The 3,156-nt window shown below is 74.0% G+C and carries 2 protein-coding genes; one reads left to right on the top strand and one right to left on the bottom strand.

Annotated elements, in window-relative coordinates; translation table 11 throughout:
- The first annotated feature begins 529 nt into the window (after positions 1-529).
- Positions 530-2,221 (top strand): class I adenylate-forming enzyme family protein, encoded by a 1,692-nt coding sequence (locus tag ND748_RS28905; RefSeq protein WP_251749351.1) that lies wholly within the window; start codon positions 530-532, stop codon positions 2,219-2,221.
- On the opposite strand, the gene ND748_RS28910 is transcribed toward ND748_RS28905, so the two are convergent.
- Positions 2,206-3,156, bottom strand: a 951-nt coding sequence (locus ND748_RS28910; protein ID WP_251749352.1) for a hypothetical protein, incomplete at its 5' end; no start/stop codon positions are given. The two genes, ND748_RS28905 and ND748_RS28910, sit on opposite strands and share 16 nt — an antisense overlap.

Here is a 3,156-nt window from a genome sequence, read left to right on the forward strand (position 1 = left end):
GCCCGGACCCGCCGGCCGTCGCGCCCGGCGGCGGTCACCACCGCCGAGGCCTCCTCGGCGGTGCGGGGTCGGGCGAGCAGGACCGCCTGGGCGGTCTCGTTGCCCGCCCAGTTTCGCCACGCCGCGGGTTCACCGAGGGGCGAGTTCATGTGCACCTCCGTCCGGGGAAGCCGACGACCGCCGGCGCGAGTGGGCGACCGCCGACGCGAGTGGGCGACCGCCGACGCGAGTGGGCGACCGCCGGCCCGAGTGGGCGACCGCCGTGCGGCCGGACCCCATCGTGGACCGCCGAGCCGGCGTCCGGCCCGGCGGGTCCGTCCGACGGCCCAGGTGGGACCACGCCTCGACCCGTAACCGGGCCTGTGCGGTGCGCTGCCGGTCCCCCATCCGTGTCTCCGACGTGTTCCGCGAGCCGTGACCAAGGTGTGGCGAGCGGGCCGCCGATCACTCGGCGAGGTGAGATGCTTCACATGCGCGAGCGGGCCGGAGTCGTCGGCTCGCCGACGCGCCGGCGGAAGGCGACGTGCGGATGGTGAGCGAAGCCGGCTCCCGGCCGACCGGGATCAGCCTGGGCAGGCTCGCGGAGCTTGCCGTGGAACGCACCGGCGGCACCGAAGAGATGATCTTCGAGGGGCGGGTCGAGTCCGGTGCGGCCCGCTTCGTTCGATCCTGCCGGTTCAGCGCCGGCCTGCGCGGCGCGGGACTGGTCGTCGGCGACCGGGTGGTCGTCCACATGGCCAACTGCCCGGAGGTCGGCATCGCTTACCACGGAGTGTGGCGGGCCGGCGGGGTCGTGACGCCGACGCTGTTCCTGCTCGACGAGGCCGAGCTGCGCCACGTGCTGGTCGACAGCGGCGCCCGGTTCGTCGTCACGACCCCCGAGTTCCTGGCCAAGGCCAGCGCGGTGGCGAGCGGCTGCCCGCAGGTGCGGGCAGTGATCGTGGCGGACGACTCGCCTGGTGCTGGTGGCCGCCCCGACCTGGCCGGGGCAGAAGGGGGGCGGGCGCCGGTGCTGCGCTTCGCCGACCTCGAGGCGGGTGACGAAGGTCCCCTCGAGCCGGCTGATCCGGGCGCCATGGCCGCACTGCTCTACACCGGCGGCACCACCGGGCGGGCGCGGGGCGTCGTGCTGTCCCACGACGCGCTGTCCGCCGGGGGCTTCGCGGCCTTGTCGGGGAACCCGGACGAGGAGCTCGCGGGTCTGCTGCCGCTGCCGTTGTCGCACGTCTACGGCCTGACGATCAGCGTGATGGCGCTGCACGCGCGCAAGCCGGGCCCGGCGGTCCTGATGCGCTGGTTCGACCCCCGCCAGTGGCTGCGCCTGGTGGCCGAGCACCGGGTGGCCCTCAGCGCACTGGTGCCGTCCATGATCGACCAGTTGCTCGCGGAGCCGTTGCACCTCGCCGACACGTCATCGCTGCGCCGGATCACCAGCGGCGGCGCGCCGCTGCCGCGGGAGATCGCGCTCGAATGGCGGCGGCGTCTGCCCGGCGTCGAGCTGGTCGAGGGGTACGGCTGCACCGAGAGCGCGGGGATCATCACCACCTCGCCGCCGGGGGCGGCGCGGCTGGGCAGCGTCGGTCTGCCCGCACCCGGGGTCGAGCTGAGCGTCGAGCTGCCCGACGGCGCGCCGGCCGGCCCCGGACAGGACGGGGAGATCTGCGTGCGGGGCCCGATGCTGATGACGGGGTACTGGCAGGCGCCGCGGGCCACCGCCGACGCGCTGCGAGGCGGCTGGCTGCGCACCGGCGACGTGGGGCGGCGCGACGGCGACGGCTACCTCTTCGTCGTCGATCGGATCAAGGATCTGATCATCCGCGGCGGGGTCAACGTCTACCCGTCCGACGTCGAGGACGGCCTGCTCGGCCATCCCGACGTCGCCTCGTGCGGGGTCGTCGGGCGGGCCGACCATCGCCACGGCGAGGAGGTGGTCGCCTATGTGCAGCTCGTCGGCGGTGGCACCGTCTCCCCGGAGGAGCTGGTGCGCTGGGGCCGGGCCCGGCTCGGGCCGCTGCGCTACCCGCGGGAGGTGCACATCATCGAGTCGTTGCCGCTCACCAGCGCGCTGAAGACCGACCGCCGGGCGCTGCGGTCGCTGACCGCCGCCTCCTCGGTGCCCCGGCACCCCACGCCCGACGATGCGGCTCCCGGCAGTGGGGCTCCCGGCGCCGATGGTCAGAGCGCCGATGGCCACAGCGCCGAGGATCAGAGCGCCGAGTGAACCCCGTGGCTCTGGACCGCACCCTGGGCGAGGCTCAGCCCCGCGGGCGAGGCGATGTTGGCCGCGTCCATGAAACTGAACGCGAACAGGCCGTCCTGGCTGAGCTGACGCACCGCGTCCCCGGCCAGCAGCGCGTGCATGTCCGTCTCCCACGTCGGCTGCGACTCGGACTTGAAGTGGGCCAGCATGACCGGGCCGTACTGGCCGAGCGCCCGCGTCATGTCCCGTACGTCCGCGGCGTTCGAGTCGGCGCCCATCGCCTGGAAGCTCTCGAAGTCCGAGGCGCGCAGGACGTCGGCGAAGTGGGGGATCAACGATCGGCCGCCGCCGGCGACCGGGTCGTCCCAGCGGCTCTGCCAACCGCCCCAGCCGAGCGACACCCGCGCGTTCGGCGCGCCGGAATGGAAGACCTCCAACGCCGCCAGGTACTGGTCCTGCAGCGTGAGGTAGTAGTTGGTGGTGTCCGGCGTGGTCGCCCACGCGTTCGGGTGGCACGGGTACGTCTGGAACTCGGTGAACAGGGTGACGTAGAGCGCGGGACCGTTCGCGGGACCGGAGAAGATCGAGGCGAGCTCGCGCGCGTCGTTGAGGAAGCCGCTCGACAGCGGGTATTCGCGTCCGCATGCCGGGCCGTGCGTCGTCTGGACGGTGCCGACCTCGCCGGTGCCGTCGAGCCAGACGATGAGGTGGATGCCGTGTCCCGAACGGTAGACCTCGGGGATCAGGTCGGCCTTCCAGTTGCGCAGGAAGCTCAGATCGTTCGGCCCGTTGTACCAGGTGCTGAGAAAGTCGAGGTCGGGCGCCAGTGGGGAGGTGCGGGCGCTGTCGAGCCCCGGCCCCAAGCCGAACCGCAGCTTGCCCGCCGGGGTGGCGGGGACGGCCCTGGCCGCGGCGGTCAGCGGCCGGCGCGTCGGCTCGGCGGGCCCGGGCCGCCC

Origin of the sequence: Frankia sp. AiPs1, assembly GCF_023716945.1 — a bacterium.
Lineage (GTDB): Bacteria > Actinomycetota > Actinomycetes > Frankiales > Frankiaceae > Frankia.